Origin of the sequence: Ornithinicoccus hortensis (assembly GCF_006716185.1) — a bacterium.
In the GTDB taxonomy this organism is placed as follows: domain Bacteria; phylum Actinomycetota; class Actinomycetes; order Actinomycetales; family Dermatophilaceae; genus Ornithinicoccus; species Ornithinicoccus hortensis.
The window spans coordinates 63,283-84,904 of the sequence record NZ_VFOP01000001.1; the positions used below are offsets into that span (position 1 = coordinate 63,283).

22 protein-coding genes are annotated in these 21,622 nt (G+C 65.8%); 11 read left to right on the forward strand and 11 right to left on the reverse strand.

Annotated elements, in window-relative coordinates; genetic code table 11:
- Positions 1-176 precede the first annotated feature (176 nt).
- From FB467_RS00230 to FB467_RS19500, 8 genes are all read right to left on the reverse strand, one after another.
- Positions 177-1,445, reverse strand: a complete 1,269-nt coding sequence (locus FB467_RS00230; RefSeq protein WP_141783298.1) for a glycosyltransferase family 4 protein — start codon at positions 1,443-1,445, stop codon at positions 177-179.
- A complete protein-coding gene (locus FB467_RS00235) occupies positions 1,442-2,848 on the reverse strand; it encodes an oligosaccharide flippase family protein (RefSeq protein WP_170230488.1) in 1,407 nt (468 codons plus the stop codon). Before FB467_RS00235 ends, FB467_RS00230 begins: the two co-directional genes overlap by 4 nt.
- Positions 2,849-2,928: 80 nt before the next feature.
- Positions 2,929-4,035 (reverse strand): DegT/DnrJ/EryC1/StrS family aminotransferase, encoded by a 1,107-nt coding sequence (locus tag FB467_RS00240; RefSeq protein WP_141783300.1) that lies wholly within the window; start codon positions 4,033-4,035, stop codon positions 2,929-2,931.
- Positions 4,032-4,676 carry a NeuD/PglB/VioB family sugar acetyltransferase gene (locus tag FB467_RS00245; protein WP_141783301.1) on the reverse strand — a complete coding sequence of 215 codons (645 nt, stop codon included), beginning with the start codon at positions 4,674-4,676 and terminating at the stop codon, positions 4,032-4,034. Before FB467_RS00245 ends, FB467_RS00240 begins: the two co-directional genes overlap by 4 nt.
- Positions 4,669-5,814 carry a DegT/DnrJ/EryC1/StrS family aminotransferase gene (locus tag FB467_RS00250; RefSeq protein ID WP_141783302.1) on the reverse strand — a complete coding sequence of 382 codons (1,146 nt, stop codon included), beginning with the start codon at positions 5,812-5,814 and terminating at the stop codon, positions 4,669-4,671. Before FB467_RS00250 ends, FB467_RS00245 begins: the two co-directional genes overlap by 8 nt.
- Positions 5,811-6,803, reverse strand: coding sequence for an SDR family NAD(P)-dependent oxidoreductase (locus FB467_RS00255; RefSeq protein WP_141783303.1), 993 nt, complete (start codon positions 6,801-6,803; stop codon positions 5,811-5,813). Before FB467_RS00255 ends, FB467_RS00250 begins: the two co-directional genes overlap by 4 nt.
- Positions 6,800-7,861: a Gfo/Idh/MocA family protein gene (locus FB467_RS00260; protein ID WP_141783304.1), complete on the reverse strand. Its 1,062-nt coding sequence runs from the start codon at positions 7,859-7,861 to the stop codon at positions 6,800-6,802. The genes FB467_RS00255 and FB467_RS00260 overlap by 4 nt, the downstream gene beginning before the upstream one ends.
- Positions 7,858-8,349 (reverse strand): VanZ family protein, encoded by a 492-nt coding sequence (locus FB467_RS19500; protein WP_141783305.1) that lies wholly within the window; start codon positions 8,347-8,349, stop codon positions 7,858-7,860. The genes FB467_RS00260 and FB467_RS19500 overlap by 4 nt, the downstream gene beginning before the upstream one ends.
- A 779-nt stretch (positions 8,350-9,128) precedes the next feature.
- On the opposite strand from FB467_RS19500, the gene FB467_RS00275 reads away from it, so the two are divergent.
- The gene (locus tag FB467_RS00275; RefSeq protein WP_141783306.1) at positions 9,129-9,818 is read left to right on the forward strand and encodes a winged helix-turn-helix domain-containing protein; all 690 of its coding nucleotides are present in this window, start codon (positions 9,129-9,131) and stop codon (positions 9,816-9,818) included.
- 22 nt (positions 9,819-9,840) lie between these two features.
- On the opposite strand, the gene FB467_RS00280 is transcribed toward FB467_RS00275, so the two are convergent.
- From FB467_RS00280 to FB467_RS00290, 3 genes are read right to left on the reverse strand one after another with little or no spacing between them, the layout of a single operon-like run.
- Positions 9,841-10,620, reverse strand: a complete 780-nt coding sequence (locus FB467_RS00280) for an ABC transporter ATP-binding protein (RefSeq protein ID WP_141783307.1) — start codon at positions 10,618-10,620, stop codon at positions 9,841-9,843.
- Positions 10,617-11,693: a taurine ABC transporter substrate-binding protein gene (locus FB467_RS00285; RefSeq protein ID WP_141783308.1), complete on the reverse strand. Its 1,077-nt coding sequence runs from the start codon at positions 11,691-11,693 to the stop codon at positions 10,617-10,619. The genes FB467_RS00280 and FB467_RS00285 overlap by 4 nt, the downstream gene beginning before the upstream one ends.
- A gap of 37 nt (positions 11,694-11,730) precedes the next feature.
- Entirely contained in the window at positions 11,731-12,636 is a 906-nt protein-coding gene (locus FB467_RS00290) for an ABC transporter permease (protein WP_228393315.1), read from the reverse strand.
- 147 nt (positions 12,637-12,783) lie between these two features.
- On the opposite strand from FB467_RS00290, the gene FB467_RS00295 reads away from it, so the two are divergent.
- From FB467_RS00295 to FB467_RS00340, 10 genes are all read left to right on the forward strand, one after another.
- Positions 12,784-13,152 (forward strand): phosphomannose isomerase type II C-terminal cupin domain, encoded by a 369-nt coding sequence (locus FB467_RS00295; RefSeq protein WP_141783310.1) that lies wholly within the window; start codon positions 12,784-12,786, stop codon positions 13,150-13,152.
- 219 nt (positions 13,153-13,371) lie between these two features.
- Positions 13,372-14,628, forward strand: coding sequence for a hypothetical protein (locus tag FB467_RS00300; RefSeq protein WP_141783311.1), 1,257 nt, complete (start codon positions 13,372-13,374; stop codon positions 14,626-14,628).
- A gap of 662 nt (positions 14,629-15,290) precedes the next feature.
- The gene (locus FB467_RS00305) at positions 15,291-16,301 is read left to right on the forward strand and encodes a hypothetical protein (protein ID WP_141783312.1); all 1,011 of its coding nucleotides are present in this window, start codon (positions 15,291-15,293) and stop codon (positions 16,299-16,301) included.
- Between the two features lie 238 nt (positions 16,302-16,539).
- On the forward strand, positions 16,540-17,598 hold the full coding sequence (locus tag FB467_RS00310; RefSeq protein ID WP_141783313.1) for an intradiol ring-cleavage dioxygenase: 1,059 nt from the start codon (positions 16,540-16,542) through the stop codon (positions 17,596-17,598).
- Positions 17,599-17,679: 81 nt separating this feature from the next.
- Positions 17,680-17,907 carry a twin-arginine translocase TatA/TatE family subunit gene (locus FB467_RS00315; RefSeq protein ID WP_141783314.1) on the forward strand — a complete coding sequence of 76 codons (228 nt, stop codon included), beginning with the start codon at positions 17,680-17,682 and terminating at the stop codon, positions 17,905-17,907.
- Positions 17,904-18,230, forward strand: a complete 327-nt coding sequence (locus FB467_RS00320) for an NAD(P)-dependent oxidoreductase (RefSeq protein ID WP_141783315.1) — start codon at positions 17,904-17,906, stop codon at positions 18,228-18,230. The genes FB467_RS00315 and FB467_RS00320 overlap by 4 nt, the downstream gene beginning before the upstream one ends.
- A gap of 8 nt (positions 18,231-18,238) precedes the next feature.
- Positions 18,239-19,153, forward strand: coding sequence for a shikimate dehydrogenase (locus FB467_RS00325; RefSeq protein ID WP_228393374.1), 915 nt, complete (start codon positions 18,239-18,241; stop codon positions 19,151-19,153).
- A complete protein-coding gene (locus FB467_RS00330; RefSeq protein ID WP_141783317.1) occupies positions 19,150-20,070 on the forward strand; it encodes a phosphotriesterase family protein in 921 nt (306 codons plus the stop codon). The genes FB467_RS00325 and FB467_RS00330 overlap by 4 nt, the downstream gene beginning before the upstream one ends.
- A 50-nt stretch (positions 20,071-20,120) precedes the next feature.
- Positions 20,121-20,744 carry a bifunctional 4-hydroxy-2-oxoglutarate aldolase/2-dehydro-3-deoxy-phosphogluconate aldolase gene (eda, locus tag FB467_RS00335; protein WP_141783318.1) on the forward strand — a complete coding sequence of 208 codons (624 nt, stop codon included), beginning with the start codon at positions 20,121-20,123 and terminating at the stop codon, positions 20,742-20,744.
- Between the two features lie 18 nt (positions 20,745-20,762).
- Entirely contained in the window at positions 20,763-21,566 is an 804-nt protein-coding gene (locus tag FB467_RS00340; RefSeq protein WP_211350514.1) for a GntR family transcriptional regulator, read from the forward strand.
- The last annotated feature ends 56 nt before the right edge of the window (positions 21,567-21,622 follow it).

Below are 21,622 nucleotides of genomic sequence, written 5' to 3' on the forward strand. Positions count from 1 at the left end.
CCACTGTGCTGGTTTGATTTGGCCCCACCCTCGGGCGCGTCTGGTTAGGGGGTACGGTGCCGGGCCCGTGAAGGGCCCCATTACCTCTCCGCAGACTCCATGGTCAAACTCTAGCCGAGCAGCAACACTGCGACCGTCACCTCGAACAGAGCGACCAGTAGGGAAAGAGCATGACCTCAAAGCCCACCGTCCAGCGGGGCCCTGTCCTCCCCCGCGAGCGAATTTCCAACAACGGTCCTAGCATTGAAGTCGTCTGCAGCGGCTGTTCCCATCATCTTCTGTAGTCTTCGCACAGCTTTGTACCTCGCGAAACGAACGGAGTTCAGAGTAATGTCACGTCCCCGCCGCGATCCACCGTGCGCACCTGCTGCGTACTCGTAGAATTCGACCTGCCGCTTGGCCGCGGCCCGGAGTGAGAACTTCGATTCCACGATAGAATGAGAGAAGCGTCCTAAGTCCTCTCGCAATTGAGGGTTCTTAATTAGTCGTTCGAGCTGTTCAGTTAGAGTTTCTTCTCCTTTCTCCACGCCTTCCCCGACTCCGTACCATCCTGTCCACAGGAAAGTTTCGACCGATTCACGACTGAGAGTCCGCCAGAATCCTTGCTCCCCCTGAACGATGACTGGCTTTGCGAAGGCCATGGCACGTAGGGCTGATCCTCCCATACCCAAGACTACGTCCGCCGCAGCATAGGCCACGCGCGGATCGCTCAATTCGCCAATTAGAATTACTGGGGCAGAAATGTCATTTCGGTAGGAGTCTGCGAGGTACGCGATTTCGTCACGCGCAGCACCATCACCGACGATCACCAATCGTAGAGGGAAGTCCTTGGACAGCCTGCCGCATACTCGAGTGGCCGCCAGGAGGCCTTCCCGTTTCATCTCGGCAGCCAGGCGAGATACGCAAACTATGAGCATCTCGTCCTCTCGAATACCATGCTCCGCTCGAAATCTTGCAGTGTTGAGCCCAATACCCGGATTGTTGTGCACAAGGTCAACGGGGGGCTCAATAACGGCCACCAAGTCCCGTCCCAGTTGGCGCTCAACATGAGCGATCTGTGGAGTGCCAACAACAGTTGGCACGCTATGAGGCAAAAAGGGTGCAACAGCCATCGACATTACGGTACCGGTTACGGTGGTGTTGGACCCGAAGCTCGCCAGTAAACACTCGAGTATTGGCGGCCATTCATATCCGTGGAGAATGTCAATCCTTCGCGATTTCACGTGGTGTCTAAGCTCTGATACAACTTTCTTCGACGGGCGCCTGCCCGGTTTCGGCGCGGGAATGTACTCGATGCCCAAGTCTCTAATTTGTTGAACTAACGTCCCAGAGGGGCCGTAGATACTTACTTCATGACCAAGGTCTGCAACTGCCCGGGAGATCTCTATCGCGTTTATTTGACTCCCACCGATGTTTAGGTCGTGAGGATATACCAGAACCTTCATGACGCTACCTGACCATTTCCTCGACGATCGATTTGCGATCTAAGCCTTCGAATAAGTCCCGGTTCGCAGGCTAGGAGAATCGCTATGCCAACAAGTCCCGCCATGCTAGAGAGGGCGACAGCGAGCCATTCGTTGGTCATTTGATCACCGATGATGTGCGTCACTGGCCAAACAAACAGTCCTGCTGCCAAGGGTCCAGAGAGTCGTGAGAGCGCCTGGTATGCTGGTAACCCAGTATCACGAATCTGCCGTAGATACATCGGAAGCACGACGATCACCGCCACTGCCACCTGCGCTGCGGCAACACCTGCAATGCCGCGGGCACTCGCCCCAACCACAGCGCTTGGCACCAGAGCCACGAGCCACGTCACTTGAATGACGAGGATGCCCTTAGTTTTCCTCAGCACGACCAGGTAGTCGTAGGTCAGCTCGAAGACGATGCGACATCCGGCGAGAAGAGCTAACCAGGTCAAAGCGGAAGCCGCGGGGAGCCACTGCTCCCCATAAACGAATGAGACGAGCGGGACGGCTGTACCTGCGAGGACGAAGCACACGGGGAAGGCCACAGAAGCAAGGATGCCCAAGACTCGCCTGAAGTTGCTCGACATACCTTGCAGGTCACTCTGCATCCGGGCAAAAGCGGCTGGTGCAACCGCGCGTAGCGGCTGAGAGAAGACGCTGACTGGCCATGAGGCGAGATTGAAAGCAAGGACGTAGAAGCCGAGCTCGGTCGGGCCCAATAGTGCGCCTGTGACTACCTGGTCCACATACCCGGCCGCGAAGACGACCGCACTGGCGCCGGCGAGGGGGAGTCCGAAACTGAGTAAGGGACGCAAGAGCGATGAGTCCAAGCCAGGTTTGAGAGCGGATGGGGCGTAGATCCCGAAGATGACAGCGGAGACAGTGCTCCCGACTAGTCGACCGATGGCTAGGCTCATAGCCCCCATCCCTGTCAAGGCTAATGCGATCGATATGCCCGCACCGAGCCAGGCATTTGCCTGATCGGCGACCATTTTCTCTTTCTGCTTGAACTCCCGCTGCAGAACTGCCGCGGGAGCGGCCACAACCCCATTGATCAAGATCGAGGCAAGCAAGACGCGGACGACTGATGTTGACTCAGGGCTTCCCATGGCTGCCGCATACGTCGGGGCAGCCACGTAGCAGGCCGCAAAGAGGGCGGCACTGCTCACTATAGAGATTGTCGCCACGGTCGGAACGATCGGTCGCGGATCACCCTTCCAACGCACGATGGCCAAACTCACGCCGAGTTCATTGAAGCTGAGAACAGCTAACAGCGCGACCATCGCCACGGCGAAGCTGCCAAACTCTCCGGGGCCTAGTATTCGAGCCAGCGCAATTCCTACCGCCAGTGTGCCAACCTTTGACACCGCTGTGTTCAGCAAGCTCCAACCGAGAGCACGTCCCGCTCGCTGGTTAAGGTCGGCTTCAGACGGTAAGGGCGGAGATGCGGCCGGTGGCGTACTCATTGAGCTAAGGACCTGCCCAAGACATCGACTACGAAGGTCTGCTGTTCGGGAGCGATGTGTGGATAGAGTGGGAGGGAGAGAATTCTTTGTGCTGCGGCCTCGGCAACGGGGAAATCGCCGATTCGGTGTCCGAGTGCTGCATAGGCTCGGGTACGGTGCACCGGATACGGATAATGGATAGCAGCACCGATGCCTGCGGCATTTAGGTCGGCCAGGACTCTGTCACGATCCGGGACTTGAACGACATACAGGTGCCACACGTCAACGTTATCTGGGTGGCGACTGGGTATGCGTACTGTTGGCAGTGTACCGAGAAGTTTGTCGTACCTCGCTGCAGCTTCGCGTCTGGCATTGTTCCAGTCGTCTAGTCGCTTGAGTTTCGCGGTCAAGACCAATGCCTGGATAGCGTCTAGTCTCGAGTTCACACCCACAACATCATGCACATATTTCTGGGGGCTGCCGTGTGCCGCGGTCACCCGGACTCGATCGGCCACGTCGCCGTCGTCGGTGAGGACTGCTCCCGCATCGCCTGCTGCGCCAAGGTTCTTGCCAGGGTAGAAGCTTGTCCCAGCAGCGACCCCCCATGTTCCTGCTGGGCGACCATCCCTGGTGGCGCCTTGAGCCTGTGCCGCATCCTCCACAACTGCCACGCCAGCCTCCGTGGCAAGTTGCGTGATGTCGTCCATTGGCGCAGTCTGCCCGAACAGGTGGACTGGCACGATCGCCCTTGTTTGCTCGGTTAGCGCCGCCCGGACCTGGGCGGGGTCAATTAATAGATAGTCCGGGTCGACGTCCACGAGCACCGGTAGTGCGCCGATCCGACTCACTGCCTCCGCAGTTGCGATGAAGGTGTTTGCCGGGAGGATGACCTCGTCGCCCCGGTCAACGCCGGCTGCTCGGAGCGCAAGCTCGAGAGCGTCGGTGCCGTTTGCTACGCCAATGCAATGCTGCACGCCAGCGTATGTCGCGTACGCCTTCTCGAACGAGGCAACTGCCGGACCGCCGATGAACGCCCCCTTCAGAAGGGACTCACGTAGAGCGGGTGCGATGTCATCAGCGATCTCGGCGCCTTGTGCGGCGAGATCTACGAGGGGGACTCTCATGTGGCGGGCCCTTTACGGGGACGATTAAGTTGATGGGCGGGAACGCCTGCCCACGCTTCGTGGGGGGGAAGGTCGGTGAGTAAGACCGAGCCCATCCCGAGAGTTCCCCCTGCACCGACGCGAACCCCCTGGCGAACGGTTGACGCCATCCCCAGGTAGGCTTCCGGCTCGATGTCAACGGCTCCGCCGAGCGTGACTCCAGCGCAGAGGGTCGCGAAGTCTCGGATTCGGTTATCGTGGGTGAGAACGACGTTCGGCATAATCACAACGTGGGAGCCGATATCCACCGAAGCGGTAGCTACAACACCTCCCAGCAGGATACTTCCGCGGCCTACAACGGTGTCCCCCGCGAGATCGACTGATGACGCGAGCACAGTCGCATATCGATCCGGCGGCGCAGCCAGCCGCTCCTGGATCAGTCGTCGGTCGTGGCCTGCGCCAGCGCACAACAGCAACTGCGCCTCCGGAAATCGCTCGATGCTGTCGAGTCCCCCGAGGACTTCGACGCCGTCGACGTCCTGACCCAGGAGGCGTTCGTCGTCGTCGAGGAGGCCTACCACCCGGTGACTGTTCGTCGCACGAATGACAGCGAGCGCCTCGCGAGCCAGACCACTCGCCGCAAGGATCAGAAGATCAGCCATGCCGACAACCTCCGGTCCGGAGCACACTGACGACTCGGTCCAACTCTGCGTCTGTCATCTCGTGGAACAACGGGAGAATGAGAGTGTTGTCGGTGAGTCGTTCGGTGTTGTCGAGAGACGCGGTGCCCCAGTCCCTTTCAGAAAAAGCCGGTTGTCGGTGCGCAGCCATGATGCCCCGCCGACCGGAGATGTCGGCTTCCGCGAGGAGCCCCAACAGACCGTCCCTGCTGATCGGGTACTCAGGGAGTACCTCGATCCAATAAGACTGGAAGTTGGCCGTACCCCACACCGGATCCTGCACCGGCCTGAGGCCTGAGATCAGACTTGTCGCAGCCCCGTAGGTCTTCGCCAGTTCCCGACGCCGGGTGAGAATCTCATCCAACCTCCCAAGCTGCACGAGGCCGACCGCGGCTTGGAGGTCAGTCAGGCGGAAGTTGTATCCGACCTCGAGATACTCTTCGGCGGGCGCCAGGACCTGCGCGTGCCGAGCTGCCGCAGAAACGCTCATGGCGTGTTCGCGCAGTCGACGTGCACGCTCGGCCCACTCCCTATGCGGCGTCGTGAGCATCCCGCCCTCACCCGTCGTAAGGATCTTCCGGGGATGGAATGACCATGCTGCAAGGTCTGCCCCCGCCCCTACCGGCTTGCCTTGGAAGGTCGAACCGATCCCGCAAGCAGCGTCCTCGATCACCACGATCCCCCGAGGCTCGCAGAACTCCCGAATTGACGCGAGGTCAACCGGAACACCACCCTGGTCAACCGCGATGACGGCCTTCGTCGCGTCAGTCACGGCAGCGTTGACGGTGTCGGGAGTGAGGTTTCCCGTGTCGCAATCGACATCCGCGAAGACGGGTCGCGCACCCACATAGGTCGGAGCATTAGCTGTGGCGATAAAGGAGAAGGAGGGGACGACAACGTCGTCCCCCGGTCCTACTCCGGCTACGAGCAGGGCGAGGTGCAACGCAGTGGTGCAGTTCGATGTCGCGACCGCATGAGCGATCATCTGCTTGTCGGCGAAGGCCCGTTCAAACTCGGCGACGCGCGGTCCCTGCGCGACCCACCCGGAGCGGATTACCTCGCTAACGGCCGCAACTTCCTCCTCCCCCAACCAGGGCCTCATCACGTTAAGTCGGTTCATGAACCACGAACCGGCTCGAGCCCACCGACGATCGACCGTCGAGGTCGCCACCACTCGACGAGCTCTCGGAGTCCGTCCTCCAGACTGATCTCTGCCTCGAAACCCAAGTCACGTCGGGCGGCTGACGTGTCCGCCAACCTTCGGCTCACACCGTTGACGGACCGCTCTGGTCCGTGCTCGACCCCTAGGTCGGAGTCCATCACTCGAAGCAGCGCTTCCGCTAGTTCGAGCAGAGACGTCTCAGTGCCACTCGCGATGTTGTAGGTACCCTCGCGCACGGTGCTGCCGGCGGCCAGGATATTAGCTCGTGCGATGTCGGGAACGCAGACGAAGTCCATGGTTTGACTACCGTCCCCGAAGATCAAGGGGGGCTGACCGTCCGCGATCCGCTCCATCCAGCGGACAAGTACCTCAGTATAGAAGCCGTAAATGTCCATCCGTGGGCCGTAGACGTTGAAGTAGCGCAGCGCAACGTAATCGAGACCCGACATCGCGCGGAAACTCCGTGCCATCCCCTCATTGAAGGTCTTAGCGGCGCCGTAAATGGTGTCGTTATCGTAGGGGTGCTGACTTTCGGGGGTGGGGAACTCCTCCGCGAGTCCGTAGACCGACGCGCTGGACGCCGCGATCACCTTCTGGACTTTGGCCTCGGCGGCTGCCTCGAACACGTTGAATGTGCCGTCGACCAGCACTTCGAGCGCCAACCGTGGCTGCTCGGCGCACATCGTGATGCGGATGGCTGCCTGGTGGAAAACGAGGTCGCTCCCTCGGACCACGTCTTGGACGGTGTCCCGATCACGGATGTCGCCTTCGATCAACTCGACCTGCTGTGAATCGAGCGCATGCTCAAGGTTCTCCCGCCGTCCCCGGACCAGGTTGTCCAGAACCCGGATGTGCCCAACACCAGCCGCCAGTAATTGGTCGACCAGAGTAGAGCCAATCGTTCCTGCGCCGCCGGTGACTACGACCGTAGTTCCTGAAAGATTCATACAGTTGTCTCCTGGCTTCTCTGGGGAAGTGCCACTGACGCCCCTCCACGGGCAAGACTGTCCTGCGCAGCGGCGAGAACTGACAGGACTCGGAGCCCTGAAGCGCCATCCGTCACACTCGCTCGTCTCTCGCGGATGCTCGCGGCGAACTCCTCCACCATTGCTCCTAGAGCCTCCGCCTCGGGGAGAGCTGGTGCCCACATGTCTCCCAACCTGTAGGAGACGGTGGCAGCGCGACGGTCGACAGAGTCCACGGATTGCTGAAGGAGGTCGACACCTCGGTCGTAGATGCTCAGCCTTTGCTGGGGGTTCAAATCGTCCCACACAATCGTGCGCCGTGTACCTGCCACGACCATCTGCCGGATCTTCGTCGGGCTCAACCAGTTCACATGCACGTTGGCCATTGCGCCACCAGGAAGCGGCAAGGTCAGGTATCCGACGCAGGCCTTGCCCGCGCCCAGTGGGTCAGCGCCGTGAGCGGCCACCGATACCGGGGCCATTCCTCCCGGGAGGATGTAATCGAGAATTGAAAGGTCGTGGGGCGCCAAGTCCCAGAAGACATCGACGTCCGGCTGCACCAAGCCCAAGTTGATGCGCACGGAATCTACGAACAGGACTTCGCCCAGTTCCCCCCCCTCGATGAACTCACGCATTCTGCGGACCGCCGGTGTGTAACAGTAAGTGTGATCCGTCATCAGAACGAGCCCTCGCTTCTTGGCCAGTGCCACCATACGCTCGCCTGCCCGCGGATCGTGCGCAAGCGGTTTTTCGACGACCACGTGCACACCTGCCGTCAGCGCCTGCAGGGCAAGGGCCTCGTGAGTCGCGGCTGGCGTAGCGATAGCGACCGCGTCGACGATGTCGGAATCGAGCAGGTCGCCGAGGGAGGCAAACAGCTGAACGCCTTGGACGCCTCTGATGACGTGGCGGGCGCGGTCCGTGTCGCGGTCGACAACCGCCACTAGCGTCCAGAGCGGGCTGGAATTGAAATTTCGGATCAGGTTCGGCCCCCAGTAGCCGGCGCCAACTACGGCTACCCGCAACGGTTCGGATGTCACTCTGTCGACCTTCCTTGAACTGAATGTCTGCCTGTGAGGATCAGGCTTCTCTTAGCGGGGCGGGTTGCACGCTGATGTGCACTCCTCGATTGATGGACCCATGCCGACGCTGCAAGTGCCCCGACCAGCGCCCCGGCGGTATTGAACACGACATCTCTGAGTTGCGTGGTCCGAGCGCTGAGCCCCAACTGCGCGAGCTCGATGGACAGGGACACGAGGAAGCCCGCCAGGGCTGCCCATGGCCAAGATCGCGGTCTCGCGACCAGAACAATCAAGAACCCCAACGGCACGAAGAGGAGGAGATTGGCCGCAGCTTCGACGTGGGCGTACCTGACAAAACCGAAGCCATGGCCCTCGCCCCACACGAGCAGTCGGCTGAGGGTCCCGCTCACGGGGGCATCGACGGCACTCACCCAAAGGCCGACGGCACCTAAGAAGATGACGTACGCGACCAAACAGCTCCACGGCCACTTCCGGTTGACCACCATGCAGCCTCCCGGAACGTCGTGCCGTCGCAGGACGGCTGCCTTGGAACGCGCAGAGATGTGCGCGACATGCAAAGGTTATGAGCAAACTCCCAAGCCAGTCAAGCAATCGTAAAGTCTGTCGTCGTCACTCCTCCCGGCCTCAGCCTGGATCCGCCGAGGAGGTTTGGTGAGGGGCCTTGGCCTCTATGATTCAGGGCGGTCCTGCCAGCCACCGACCGAGACGCCGCGACCCGGGCCGACCTGGTCGAGCACCTGCAAGGGCTGATCGAGGGCAGCGATCAGCTATCGGTGGCCAAGCGGGCCGAGCTGTGCGGGGTGATCTCGACCAAGCCGGGACTGAACCGGTACCTGCGCACCACCGCCGGTGGGCTACCGACCCGGGCACGGCCACGTGCTCAGCTACCAACTTGGCAACCCGGCCTTCTGGGCCAATGCCATGACCGGCACCAGGCCCGCCGTGCCGATCAGGTTCGGGTCGTCGAAATCGGCGCAGATGGTGTGGCAGACGCGCACTATCGGGTGCTCCTGGATCTGGTCGCTGGTTGGTTGTGGTAAACCTCATCGTCCCAGGTCAAGGGGCACTCGTGCGTTACGACCCGGCCCGACCACCATCCACCTCGGCGGATTGAGGCTCAGCCTCGGAGCGAGCGACGAGGCCGTACGCCGGGACGCGCTCGAACAAGACTTCTGCTTATCGTCAAGTTCGGGTAAAGTATCGCTACACACCCGGTCACCACGACCTGACCGGAAGGCAGGCCTGAGCTGGAAGGGGAGAGTGGATGCGCTTGGCGCACATCATTGTGGTGCCCTGTGGCGCAACTGAGTCCGCCTTGAAACAGACTCTGGATGTCCTCCTAGACCACGATCTACCCCATGAGTCGCTCTCCGTCGATGCCCTCATCCCCTACCTGGGCCTATCCACAAAGCCGGCCCTCGCAATCGTGCAGGCCAGCAGGCTGTCCGTGGATGTAGTCGAGACCTTGCGTCACCTGACGGTGAGCAGCATCCCAGCGATGACTCTGCTGGAGGAGGCGACCGAGGAGCAGGAAATGACCCTGCTCCACACGGGTGCGTGGGAGGTCTTGAATCTCGCCACTACCAGCGACCGCAGGCTCCGCACCCGGATAGCCACGTTCTACCGCAACATGACGACCCTGACAGCGACACCTACCGCCGAGACCTACACGGTCGGCAACCTCCTCGTGGACGCTGACCGCCGATCGGCCGACGTGGTCGGCACATCGATCGACCTGAGCAAGGTCGAGTTCGACTTGCTTCTGACGCTGCTGCGCAGCCCGGCAGGCATGTGCACGCGTGAGGAACTTACCTCAGTTCTCACCGACGGGGCGTCTCCTGACGGCCGCAGTCTGGAGGTCAACATGAGCCGGCTACGCGTCAAAATCGAGTCGGCAGGCGGACCGAGGCTCGGCGAGTCGGTCCGCGGTGTCGGCTACCGCCTCACCGCCTGAGCCCGCCACGCCAGACCGGGGCTCAGGGCGCCTGGCCCTCGTAGATCGTGTCCGAGATCTTGTCCCGCAGCGCCACGAACTCGGGCGTGGATCGTAGTTCCTTCCCGTCCAGCATCCGGCCGTACTGCGCGGAGATCCGGACCGGTTCGTCGAGCACGACCCGGCCGGGGCGGGGGCTCATCACGAGGACCCGGTCGCCGAGGAAGACTGCCTCCTCGACGCTGTGGGTGATGAAGAAGATCGTCTTCTTGCGCTCCCGCGCGATCGTGAGCAGGTCCATCTGCAGCCGCTCGCGGGTGAGAGCGTCGAGCGCGCCGAACGGCTCGTCCATCAGGATGATCTCCGGGTCGTTGGCCAGGACACGCGCGATCTGGGTGCGCTGCTGCATCCCGCCGGAGAGCTCGTAGGTCTTCTTGTCCTCGAAGCCCCCCAGCCCGACCAGGGCCAGGCACTGCTCGGCGGTCTCCCGGCGGGTCGAGGCGTCGATGCCGCGGAACTTCAGGCCGAGCTCGACGTTCTTGCGGACGGTCAGCCAGGGGTAGAGGTTGGCCTGCTGGAAGACCACGCCCCGCTCCCAGGACGGCCGGGTGATCGGCTGGCCGTTGGCCGAGGCGATGCCGCCAGTCGGCTCCAGGAAGCCGGCCAGGATCCGCAGCAGGGTCGTCTTGCCGCACCCCGACGGGCCGACGACGCAGACGAACTCCCCCGCCGGCACCTCCAGCGAGGTGTCCGCGAGCGCGTGGATCACCTCCCCGCTGTCGGTGATGTAGCGCTGGGAGACGTTCTCGAGGGTGAAACTCACTGGCCGACCTCCACGATCGCGTCGCTGTAGATGGCCGCTTCGTAGGCCTCCTTGGTGTTGACCTCGTCGATCTCCTGCTGGTCGACCAGGAAGTCCGCGGTGTTGATCAGGTCCTGCGCCAGGGTGCCGCCGAAGTAGTCCTCGCCGGCCTGCTCCGAGGCGTCCAGGTAGGTGTAGCCCTCCATCTGGGCGGCGACCTCCTCCGGCGTGATGCCGAGCTGCACCGAGATCGACTCAGCCGCAGCATCGGGGTCGTCCTTGATCATCCGCACCGCGGCGTCCTGCGCGGCGGTCCACACCTGCATGAACTCCGGGTTGGCCTCGACGAACTCCGTGGTGGCCCCCGCCAGGTCGAACGTCGGCGCGCCCGCCTCGGCCGTGTCGGCCGCCGACAGGATGATCTGGCCGTTCTCCTCCAGCAGCGGCAGGGTCGGCGCCCACACCCAGGCGGCGTCGATCTCCCCGCGCTCCCAGGCTGCGAGCATCGCGTCCGGCGACAGGTTGGTCAGCTCGATGTCGGAGGTGTTCATCCCCTCCCGCTCTAGCGCCGACAGCAGCGAGTAGTGCGCCGTGGAGGCGAACGGCACGGCCACCCGCTTGCCCGCCAGGGCGGCCAGGGTCTCCCCCTCCCCCTCCTGGACGACGAGGGACTCGGCGTCACCGATCACGTCGTGGATCCAGACGACCTGCATGTCCACGCTCACCGGAGGCGAGACCGCCTTGGTCGCCGGGCTCGAGCCGACCAGGCCGAGATCGACCGAGCCGGACCCGAAGGCCTGGATCACCTCGCCGCCGGAGTTGAACTTCTCCCAGGTGATGGTGGCATTCGGCATACAGGCCTCCAGCCATCCCAGATCGCGCACGATGAGGTCCCCGTTGGGGATCGGCTGGTAGGCGATGGTCAACGTGGTGTCAACCTCCTCGTGCACCTCGACCGGGCACTCGCCGGCCCCCTCGGCCATCACGCTGTCCGGGTGGACGGTCCGCCCGCCCTCGACACACCCCGCGAGGAGTATGCCGACAGCCCCCGCGAGCACTACGGCGCGCACGGCGCGGGGTCGGGTCTGGGTCATCGGGCTCTCCTGCCGGTCGGTCATCGGTCGCCCCACCTCATGCCTTGCCGTACCACGGCACGGCCAGGCTGCCGAGGTACTTGATCAGCGCATCCAGGGCCACGGCGGCCAGGCCGATGACGATGATGCAGGCGATGGTCAGGGCGGTCTGCAGCTGCTGGCCGGACACGTAGGCCAGGCCGCCGATGCCGGGGATGCCGGCGTTCAGCTCGGCGGCGACGACCGTGGTCCAGGCGAATCCGACGGCGATCCGGACGCCGCCGATGACCTCCGGCAGGGTGGACGGAAGCACCACGGAGGTACCGACCTGCCACCGGCTGGCGCCCATCGACTGCGCCGCGTGGATGCTGTCCTGCCGCACCCCGCGAACCCCGTTGATGGTGGCGATCACGATCGGTGGGAAGGCGGCGAGGAAGAGCAGCCAGTACTTCGACAGGTCGCCGATGCCGAACCAGACGATCAGCAGTCCGATGTAGCCCAGCGGCGGCAGCGAGCGCAGGAAGTTCAGGTAGGGCTCGAACGCGGTGTTGACCCACCCGATGCTGGCCATCAGGAAGCCGACGACGGGCCCCAGCACGACGGCGACGCCCACCCCGACGCCGATCCGCTGCAGCGAGGCGATCAGGTGCTCCCACATGTAGTAGTTCTGCTCGCCGCACACGGTGCGGGTCGGGCTGACCTCGGTGCATCCGTTGGCCTCCACGAAGGCGGTCCACACCGACCCCGGCGAGGGCAGGTACAGCGGCCGCACCCACTCCAGCGCGGTCACCAGCCACCAGACCGCCAGGAAGACGACGAGCACGCCCAGGCTCAACCCAAACTTGCGCAGCCTCCCTATCCGGAGGGAGCGCCGGTGGTCGGAGGCGACCTTGAGCGTCTGCCCAAGGTGCTCGTCCCCGGGCGGGGCTGTCGGTGGCTCTGTGGGCGTTCCGTGTGTGGTCAAGCCCCCTGCCTGCCTTCCCTCGGATGCAGTGTCCGTCGTCGAGCGTAACCCGCGGGTGGCCGATGTCATGACACCATAGCCGTCACGACGAATCTGCCGGGGGAACCCAGCAGCCACACGACCGCCAGCAGACGCCCAGAGGAACCCATGGCCACGCCACCCACCGACCCCCGTGACGGGGTCTTCGTCACCACCCGCCCGTGGGGTCAGTTCCAGCAGTTCACCAGCGGCGTGCCGGTCACCGTGAAGGTGATGACGATCTCCCCCGGCCACCGGCTCTCCCTGCAGCGGCACGGTCACCGCGGCGAGATGTGGCAGATCCTGGACGTGCCCATCCAGGTCACCATCGGCGAGCAGACCTGGATGGCCCAGGTCGGCGAGATCGTCTGGGTCTCCTCCGGCACGATCCACCGCATCGGCAACCCCGGCGACACCCCCGGCCGCGTCCTCGAGATCGCCTTCGGCGACTTCGACGAGGCCGACATCGAGCGCCTCCAAGACGACTACACCCGCTAACCAAAATCGACCAGACGCGTCATCTGGCGGCCCCACGCCCCCACCAGACGCATGACCTGGCGGTCCCAGGCCCCCACCAGACGCGTGAGCTGGCGGCCTGGCCGGTGACCAGACGCCCGACCTGGCGACTCAAAGTAAAGCGTACCTTGTTATTTTCTCTACCTTCGGTAAAGTCACCGAAAGCCTCTCGGCCCCCGTGACCCCATCGAAGGATCCACCATGAGACGGACTCCCCTGTCGGTCATCACACTCGCCGCCGCAATGGCACTCGCCGCCTGCGGTGGCGGCACCCCGGACGAGGACGTGCCGGCGACCTCGGCCGCCGACCAGCCAGCCACCGACGAGGACCAGGCTCCGGTCGACTCGGACGCGCCCGATGACAGCGAGGAGTCCCCGGATGAGTCTGCGGGCCACGACTCCGAGCCGGCCGAGGAGGCGCCTGCAGACTCCGCAGCGGCATTCGTCATCGAGACGACACCGCCAGAGCCACAGAGCGAGCTGGCGCCAGGCGTGGTCGTGGCCCAGGAGGTGCAGCCAGGTGCGGGGACGTCCTGGTACGTCGTGATGTCCGCCGCCCCCGACGGCACCGTCGTCGAGAACTGGCGGTTCACCGTCGACAAGGCCACCGCCGGTAACGACCCGGCATACAACACCCAGCCGGTTCGAGCCGGCACGTTCAGCTCCGACTTCACCAAGATCGCGGGGACGGCACAGTTCCGGCTGGACCCGATCGGCTTCGATACCCAGGTGGGTTACTTCTCCACCGACGGCAGGTTCACCAACCTGTCAGGCCGCGACGAGCCGACATCGGGCGTCTCCCAGTCGCACCCCACGTTCGGCCCGGATGACCGCCTGTGGTTCTGGCAGCAGGCCCCACAGGCGAGCGCCGATTTGTGGTCCGTGGCCCTCGACGGCAGCGATGCCCGCCAGGAGGACCCCGGCCTCACCCAGCCCGGACAACCGTTCCTGTTCACCCAGGGCGCCCACCCCGTGCCGGTCTACGACCAGCACGCCGCCAGCGCAGTCTCCGACGACGGCAGCCTGGCGGTCCGTGACGACCACAACGGCTGGCGGGCCGACGCAGACCTGGCAGCGCTCGCCGACGCATCCCAGTTGGCCCCGACCGATGGGGTCACCGCCAAGCCGGTCTCCTTCCTCCCGGGGACTACCGACCAGGTGCTCTGCTCCAGCGGCGGTCTGTTCGTCTGCGACCTCGACGTCGCCAACGGCACCTACTCGGTCGGGGAGGAACTCGTCCCCGACAGCGACGAACTCCAAGGCCAGGCGATCGGGCCGCGACTGCTCCCCGACGGCCTCGCCGCCTGGACCACCACCAACAGCTGGACCGTCGACGGCGTCGACGTAGCACGGGTGGTGTGGATGGACCCCAGCGAAGGGTCGCTCGTGGGCAGCGCCGCCATTGCCTACGACAACCCCAACGCGCCCTTCCCATCGGTGGTCGGCCAGGCCCAGTAACGACCCAGGTGCCAGTCCGAGTGCGGTCGCCTGTCTGTCGAAGCCGAGGGAACCGACCTGGCCCTTCCGCATTCGTGCCTCGAGCATGAGATTCGAGCTGATCGGATGACGTTGAATTTCTCAAGGCCGGAACTCCAAGCGCGGCCTCCTTTGCGAACCGACAGATGGGAGTAAGCGGCTCTCGGAAGGGGACCGAGTGCCGACTCTCCGAGTCCACGTTCTGGGCCGAGCTTGGCGCGGAGTTGCCACATGGTGGTAACTGTCTTCGTGTGGCCTGAACCAGAAGATGGTGTCGACACCAATGACATCGACGCCCCACACGATCGGACGAGCACCTGCGCGAGTCGAGTTCGGGAAACGAGCCCGTCCACTGCGCCATCAAGTAACGACGGCGCTCCCGTTAAGTTCCGTACCAACCTGTCAGAGAGCGCAACGATCGCCCCCAAAAGCCACGACCCGACCGTTCTCTGACACCGCGTTCGTGCGGGATGCCTCTATCCTGACGGGAGCCTCCCGACACTGGGTAGGAGTCGGCGGCAGTGGTCCACTTGTTAGCCACAGCAACACCCCGAACGAGGTGCACGATGACGGATGATCACTCGAGTAGGAGCAGTAGACCTTTGTGGGTCACGCTCATTATCTCAGCGATTCTGATATCGGGTATGGCTATCTATTACGTGAACTCCAATCGGATCTACGACGCGCCCCAAGGGTCGAACGCTGGAATAGCGGTGCACACCCCGAAGGAGATGCCTAACGCATGGGTCAGGAGCATCCTAGAAATCGACCCACAGGAGCCACATAAGTCGACTCTACACCTTGAGATGTACGCCAGCGACGACGAATGGAAAGTTCCCGAGGAGGATTTGTCTGTCGACGTTCTCTTTATCGGTGATCTTTCGACATCGAAACCAAACTGCGGCGATGCCGCGGCAGTCGTCCAGAGCCTCCAGTACGAAGATCTGACAACAGAGCTACGTGCCAGCGCTCATTACGTTGCTGGCCTTCCGAGCAAGGACCCGGTAGACCAACCGATTAGCCCAGATCTGACCAATGAACAGCAGGCCCAGGAGCGCGCAGAAGAGTTCGACTATGGCTTGATGACGCTACCCATGGATGAAGAACTCGAGAATGAAGGGGATGACGGAAGAAAGTCGTCCTACGCAGTCGGGGAGTACGACTGCAGACTGGACGCGAGTCCGCTCGTGCAGCCAGTTGGCACAGAGACTATCGTTACAACGCCTCACCTATGGGCGGGCCGCGCCGAGAAGGTGACGGGCCTTGCTAGCCATTTCTGCGTAGTGTCCGTCGTCAAGTCGACACTGATACATGCCCCCAGGACACTCAGTCATGAGCCATTACGTCCGGGGGATTACGCTGGATGCCAGGTCACATCGGACCAGCTCGCTTCCTATGGGAACCAGCGGTCTATTGAATCCACGGACGAAAAATCATTTAGCGCCGTCGCCCTAGCGAGCGAGACGTCGATCCTGATGGACTTCTCCGCCGAGAAGCGGCAACAAATGACAACGTTCTTTCTCGGCGTCCTCCTAGGAACCCTTTCCGGACTCATGGCTTCGTCCGCCATTGCCCTTGCGACGTCGTATCGGCAGAGTCGCAAAGTCCCGCCCACGGATTCTCGGGACCCCGAACATGAAGACGCAACTGCCTAGCACGAGGCTCCGCCTTACTGGTGCACCATTTGGGGCAGTACAACTTGACGGGGTGGATACGGCACTCCTCCCCGCAGCAGGCACAAGTGAATCGTCCAATCCCGCTGTGAGGACGTCGGCCCTTCCCCTATTCACCACGCAGCAACGCTCACAGGAACCACATAGGTTCACCACAGCGATGCCATAGAGCCGCGCTCCACAGTGGGGTCATACCGATCCCACAGGAGGAGCGAAGCCCATGAGTTCCACAGCGCACCACGACCAACCCACCTTCGAGGGCCGGCCTCTCGCCCGGCCCGAGGACGACCTCGAGGACCAGGGCGCCGGCTTCGACGCCGCCACCCTGGTCACCCGCCGACGGGTGCTCAGCGTCGTCGGCGTCGGGGTCGGGGCGGCCGCCCTGGCCGCCTGCGGCACCGACGCGACCACGTCCACCTCCTCGAGCAGCAGCACCAGCTCGGCGGACAACGGCTCGGCCACCTCGGGCGGCGCGTCCGCCGACAGCGGGACCGCGACCTCGGACGGCTCGACGGCCGCCGGCACGCTGGAGGAGATCCCGGAGGAGACCAACGGCCCCTACCCGGCCGACGGCACCCAGGACGTCAACGTGCTCACCGAGTCCGGCATCGTCCGCCAGGACATCACCACCAGCCTGGACGGCGGGTCCTCCGTCGACGGGGTGGCCCTGACGATGACCTTCCTCGTCCACGACATGGTCAACGACCAGCCGTTCGAGGGGGTCGCGGTCTACGCCTGGCAGTGCGACGCCGAGGGCCGGTACTCGATGTACACCCAGGGCGTCGAGGACGAGACCTGGCTGCGCGGCATCCAGGTCGCCGACAGCGACGGCATGGTCAGCTTCAGCACGATCGTCCCCGGCTGCTACTCCGGCCGCTGGCCGCACATCCACTTCGAGGTCTACCCGGACGTCGACTCGGCGACCGATGTCGGGAACGTCATCGCGACCTCGCAGGTCGCCTTCCCCGAGGACATCCTCACCGAGATCTACACCCGGTCGGAGTATGCCGGGTCCGCCGAGAACATGGCCGCCGTCGGTTCGGTGGAGCAGGACATGATCTTCGCCGACAGCCTCGACCAGCAGATGCCCACCATCAGCGGCGACGTCGACTCCGGCTACATCGCCACGCTCACCGTCAACGTCGACACCACGACCGAGGCCACCGGCGCCGGGGGCGGCCCCGGCGGTGGCGCCGGCGGACCGGGCGGCGGCGGGCAGCCTCCCTCGGGCGGCGGTCCCGGCGGCGAACCCCCGTCGGGCGAGCCCCCGACCAACTGACCCCACCCTCCCAGGCCCCTCAACCGCATACGCCGTCCTTCGGCATACGCACACACCCCACCCCACACCCAGGAGATCATCATGCTCGCAAACCTCACGGGCTGGCACGCCCTCGTCATCCTCGCCATCGTCCTGCTCGTCTTCGGCTCGGCCAAGCTGCCGGGTCTCGCCAGGAGCGTCGGTGAGTCGATGCGGATCCTGCGCGACGAGGTCCACACCACGGACACCGCCGCCACGGACCGGACCGGCGGCACCGACGACACCACCGCGGACAAGGCCGCGCAGGCCCCGAGCCGGCTGGCGTCGTGAGCGCCACCGGCCAGGTCCTGGTCAACACCGCCCGGGCCGGCGTGGTGGACGAGGAGGCCGTGGCGCAGGGGCTGTCCTCCGGCCGGCTCGCCGCCTTCGCCGCCGACACCCTCGCCACCGAGTCCGCGTCGGACGACTCCTCCCCCCTGCTGCACCCCGACCTCGCCGAGCAGGTCGTGCTCACCCCGCACCTGGGCGCCCAGACCGTCGAGGCCGTCGACCTGATGGGCTCCATGGCGGTCGACAACGTGCTCGCCGTCCTCGCCGGCGGCGACCCGGTCCACCCGGTCCACCCCCTCCCCGACTCCCAAGGAGCCCGATGACCTCCCGGATGCGATTCGTCGGCGTCACCACCGGCGCCTCCTCGATCATGCGGATCTTCCCCGTCTGGGCCGACATTCTCGGCCTGGACGCCGAGCTGGTCGGGCTGGACATCCCCCTCGGGGCCCAGCCCTCGGCATACCGGGAGGCGATGGCCGAGATGCGCGAGGACCCCGCCTGCGTCGGCGCCCTGGTGACCACGCACAAGATCGCGCTGCACGACGCCGCCCGCGACCTGTTCGACGAGCTCGACCCGTTCGCGGCGAGCTGCGGGGAGATCTCCTCGATCGCGTTCCGGGACAGGGCGGCGGGCGACGGCACCCCGCGCACCGCCGGCGCCGCGAAGGACCCGATCACCGCGGGCCTGGCCCTGGAGGAGGTCCTGGCCCCCGACCACTTCGCCGGCGGCGGGCACGTGCTGTGCCTCGGCGCGGGGGGCGCGGGGACCGCGATCGGCTGGTACCTCGCCGGGCGTCCGGACCGCCCCGGCCCGCTGACCGTGGTCGACGTCTCCGCCGAGCGGCTGGACCACCTGCGCACCGTGGTCGGCGGGCACGCCCCCGGGGTCGACCTGCGCACCCTCACCGTCGGGGAAGCCGACCTGCCGGCCCTGCTCGCGGACCTGCCCCCGGGGAGCCTACTGGTCAACGCCACCGGGATGGGCAAGGACCGGCCGGGGAGCCCGCTGCCCGACGAGGTGGTGCTGCCCCGCGGCGCGGTCGTGTGGGAGCTGAACTACCGCGGCAGCCTGGAGTTCCTGGCGCAGGCCCGGGCGCAGGAGGTCGAGCGGGAGCTCACCGTGGTGGACGGCTGGCGCTACTTCATCCACGGGTGGACCCAGGTGATCGCCGACGTCTTCGACCTGGAGATGACCCCGGAGGTCGTCGCCGAGCTCTCCGCCGCCGCCCGGGACGCCACGACGTGACCCCAGTGATCCGCACGGTGACCGGCGACCTGCCGCCGGACCAGCTCGGCCCCACCGACTACCACGAGCACCTGTTCCAGGTCTCGCCCCTGCTGCCCGGCGACGAGCTGGACGACGAGCGGGCCAGCGGCGCCGAGGCGGCCGCCCTCAAGCGGTCCGGGGCGGCCGCGATGGTGGAGGCGACCCCGATCGGGCTGGGGCGCGACCCCGCCGCCTGCGCCCGCATCTCCCGGGCCACCGGCCTGCACGTCGTCCACACCACCGGCGCCCACCGGCACGAGCACTACGCCGCCGACGACCCGCTGCTGGGTCGCTCCACCGACGAGCTCCGCACGCTGTTCCGCACCGACCTGCTGGAGGGGATGGACGGCACCGGGGTGCGGGCCGGGCTGGTGAAGGCGGGCGTCGGCCTCTGGTCGATCGACCCGTTCGAGCGCCGCGCCCTCGAGGCGGCCGGTGGCCTGGCTGCCGAGCTCGGCGTGCCGGTCATGGTGCACCTGGAGCACGGCAGTGCCGCCCACGAGGTGCTCGACCTGCTCGCGTCCGCGGGCTGCTCCGCCGACCGGGTCGCCCTGGCCCACGTGGACCGCAACCCCGACCCGGTGCTGCACGCCGAGCTCGCCGACCGCGGCGCCTACCTCGGCTACGACGGGGCGGCCCGGCGTCAGCGCTGGCCGGACTCGGTCCTGGTGGACTGCCTCGCCGCGACGGTCGCCGCCGGCGCCGGCGAGCGGGTCCTCCTCGGCGGTGACGTCGCGCGCCGGTCCCGCTACACGGCATACGGCGGTATGCCGGGGCTCGGCTACCTCTTCGACCGCTTCCTCCCGCGGGTCCGGGCCGTGATCGGGCCGGACGCCACGGACACCGTGCTGCGGGCGAACCCCGCGCGCTGGCTCGCCTGGGAGCCGGCGCCGTGACCCCCACCCTGACCCCGAACCCACCCCGCGCGATGCAAAGGACCCACCCCATGGACGCCCGCGACCTGATGGCCCTCTCCCCCGTGATCCCCGTGGTGGTGCTGCCGGAGGTCGGGCAGGCGGTCCCGGTGGCCCGGGCCCTGGCCGCCGGCGGCGTCGGCGTGATCGAGGTGACCCTGCGCACCGAGGCCGGGCTGGAGTCGGTGCGCCGGATCGCCGCCGAGGTCCCCGAGATCGTGGTCGGCGCCGGCACCGTGACCACCCCGGAGCAGGCGGCCGCGTCCGCTGCGGCGGGGGCCCGCTTCCTGGTCACCCCGGGCAGCACGCCGCGGCTGCTCAACGCCGCGCTCGACACCGGGCTGGCCGTGCTCCCGGGCGCGGCCACGCTGGGCGAGATGATGGCGCTGCTGGAGCGCGGGCTGGACGCGATGAAGTTCTTCCCCGCGGTCCCCGCCGGCGGCACGGCATACCTCTCCGCGGCCCACGGCCCGCTGCCCGCCGCACGGTTCTGCCCCACCGGGGGGATCACCCCGGCCAATGCCCCCGAGTTCCTGGCGCTGCCCAACGTCGGGTGCGTGGGCGGGTCCTGGCTGACGCCGCGGGACGCGCTGGAGGCCGGGGACTGGGACCGGGTGCGCGACCTGGCGGCCGCGGCGTCCGGGCTGGGCGGCTGAGGAGAGGATCATGGTGCCGTGGAGCACGAGCTGACCAACGCGCCGGAGCGGACGATCGACAGGACCTCGTCCACCCCCTACTACCACCAGCTCAAGGAGATCCTGCGCGAGCAGGTGACCAGCGGCGCCCTGCGGCCGGGCGACCGGCTCGCCGGGGAGCACGAGCTGGGCCGGCGCTACGGGGTCTCCCGGCCGGTGGTGCGCCAGGCCCTGGCCGGGTTGCACCGGGAGAACGTGCTCGAGCGGGTCAAGGGCCGGGGCACCTTCGTCGCGACGCCGCGCACCTCGCAGAGCCTGGTGCAGGACGTCCACGGCCTGCACGACGACGTGCACGCGATGGGCCGCACACTGCGCAGCGAGGTCCGCCAGCTCGTCGTCGAACCGGCCGACCGCGACATCAGCCAGCGGTTGCGGGTGGATCCGGACGCGCCGGTCGTCCTGCTGGAGCGGCTGCGCTTCGTCGACGACGAGCCGTGGGTCTTCACGATCAGCCACGTGCCGTTCGCGCTGGCGCCCGAGCTGGTGCGGCAGGACTTCACCGAGGCCTCGCTCTACCACCTGCTGCAGGAGAAGTACGGGCTGGTGATCGTGCGCAGCGACCGGGCCGTGGAGGCCCAGCGCGCCGACGCGAGGCTCGCCCGCGACCTGCAGATCCCGGCCGGCGACCCGGTGCTGAAACTGACCAGCGTCGGGTTCGGCGCGGACGGGGTGCCGATCGAGACGTTCGTCGCCTACCACCGGGCGGACCGTTCCCGGTTCGAGGTGAGCCTGACCCGCTCCGAGCAGGGGGCGCCCTCCGCGCCGGTCGTGCGCATCGTCTGAGTCGTCGGGCGTGAGCCCTCGGGCCGGCGGCCCGGAAACGTCGGACCTCTAGGATG

Coding starts and splice junctions, on each gene's coding strand:
- FB467_RS00230 (WP_141783298.1), bottom strand. CDS start 1,445: ATGAAGGTTCTGGTATATCCTCACGACCTAAACATCGGTGGGAGTCAA.
- FB467_RS00240 (WP_141783300.1), bottom strand. CDS start 4,035: ATGAGAGTCCCCCTCGTAGATCTCGCCGCACAAGGCGCCGAGATCGCT.
- FB467_RS00245 (WP_141783301.1), bottom strand. CDS start 4,676: ATGGCTGATCTTCTGATCCTTGCGGCGAGTGGTCTGGCTCGCGAGGCG.
- FB467_RS00250 (WP_141783302.1), bottom strand. CDS start 5,814: ATGAACCGACTTAACGTGATGAGGCCCTGGTTGGGGGAGGAGGAAGTT.
- FB467_RS00255 (WP_141783303.1), bottom strand. CDS start 6,803: ATGAATCTTTCAGGAACTACGGTCGTAGTCACCGGCGGCGCAGGAACG.
- FB467_RS19500 (WP_141783305.1), bottom strand. CDS start 8,349: ATGGTGGTCAACCGGAAGTGGCCGTGGAGCTGTTTGGTCGCGTACGTC.
- FB467_RS00275 (WP_141783306.1), top strand. CDS start 9,129: ATGCGCTTGGCGCACATCATTGTGGTGCCCTGTGGCGCAACTGAGTCC.
- FB467_RS00285 (WP_141783308.1), bottom strand. CDS start 11,693: ATGACCCAGACCCGACCCCGCGCCGTGCGCGCCGTAGTGCTCGCGGGG.
- FB467_RS00295 (WP_141783310.1), top strand. CDS start 12,784: ATGGCCACGCCACCCACCGACCCCCGTGACGGGGTCTTCGTCACCACC.
- FB467_RS00300 (WP_141783311.1), top strand. CDS start 13,372: ATGAGACGGACTCCCCTGTCGGTCATCACACTCGCCGCCGCAATGGCA.
- FB467_RS00305 (WP_141783312.1), top strand. CDS start 15,291: ATGGCTATCTATTACGTGAACTCCAATCGGATCTACGACGCGCCCCAA.
- FB467_RS00310 (WP_141783313.1), top strand. CDS start 16,540: ATGAGTTCCACAGCGCACCACGACCAACCCACCTTCGAGGGCCGGCCT.
- FB467_RS00315 (WP_141783314.1), top strand. CDS start 17,680: ATGCTCGCAAACCTCACGGGCTGGCACGCCCTCGTCATCCTCGCCATC.
- FB467_RS00325 (WP_228393374.1), top strand. CDS start 18,239: ATGCGATTCGTCGGCGTCACCACCGGCGCCTCCTCGATCATGCGGATC.
- eda (WP_141783318.1), top strand. CDS start 20,121: ATGGACGCCCGCGACCTGATGGCCCTCTCCCCCGTGATCCCCGTGGTG.